Origin of the sequence: Methylorubrum podarium, assembly GCF_022179745.1 — a bacterium.
Taxonomy (GTDB): Bacteria; Pseudomonadota; Alphaproteobacteria; order Rhizobiales; family Beijerinckiaceae; genus Methylobacterium; species Methylobacterium podarium.
Genome location: NZ_BPRD01000336.1, coordinates 1 through 1,029 on the forward strand (window position 1 = coordinate 1; position 1,029 = coordinate 1,029).

Here is a 1,029-nt window from a genome sequence, read left to right on the forward strand (position 1 = left end):
TCGGCCAGCAGCGCCAGGCCCGAGGCGACGATGATGCCGGCGCCGAGCAGCGTCCAGGGGCTCGGCACGTCGCCGAACAGCAGGTAGCCCAGGAGCACCGACCACAGGATCTGCGTGTAGATGAAGGGCGCGAGCAGGCTCGCCGGCGCCCGCGCGTGGGCCAGCACCAGCAGCCAGTGCCCGATCGTGCCGAACAGCCCGACGGCGATCAGCAGCGCCCAGAGCGTTCCCGAGGCCGGTGCCGTCCAGATCCAGGGCAGGAGCGGGCTCATCACCGCGAGCCCGCCGAGGCCGGTGTAGAACACCGTCGTCGCGGTCGAATCGTAGGCCGCGAGCTTGCGGGTCACGATCACGTAGACCGCGTAGCAGAGCATCGCCCCGAGGCTGAACAGGATCGCCGGCTTGGCGGCCAGCGCGTCCGGGCGCACGATGACGAGGACGCCGACGAAGCCCGCCGCAACCGCCGCGAGCCGCATCCGCGACGACCATTCCCCGAGAAGCGGCCCGGCGAGCAGCGCGACGGTGAGCGGCGCGGCGAACTGGATCGAGATCGTCTCGGCGAGCTGGAGCGAGCGCAGGGCCAGGAAGTTGCAGGCGGTGGAGCCGAACAGCAGCAGCGAGCGCAGGATCTGGAGCGGCAGGCGGCGCGACTTCGCTACGCCCGGCCGCGTCACCGGGTTGAGGAAGGCGGTGACCAGCGCGACGTTGACGGCGTAGCGCATGAAGGTGGTGAGGAGCGGATCGACGCCCGACCCGGCCAGCACCTTGCCCGTGGCATCGAGGCTGGCGAAGAACACCGGCGCGACGCACATCAGGGCGATGCCGGCAAGGCGCCGCGGATCGCGGGCGAGTGCTCGTCCCGGCTCGCCGGCCTGTCTGGCGGACACGTCTTCCTCCCGGTCTCCGGCCCCTGTCCGGATCGAGGCCGTAGACCAAGCCGGAGGCCGGCGCATCATCCCTCGGCGCGGGTCTCCTCTCCGCCGGATGCCGTGAGCCGCCGCCCTCGACGCTCGCGGCGGCCGCTCGCCG

The 1,029-nt window shown here is 72.3% G+C and carries 1 protein-coding gene; it reads right to left on the reverse strand.

All coding sequences use genetic code 11. From position 1 onward, the window contains the following. On the reverse strand, positions 1-953 hold a 953-nt coding region (locus MFF42_RS16610), incomplete at its 3' end, for a DMT family transporter (RefSeq protein ID WP_238256737.1). Positions 954-1,029: the final 76 nt, after the last annotated feature.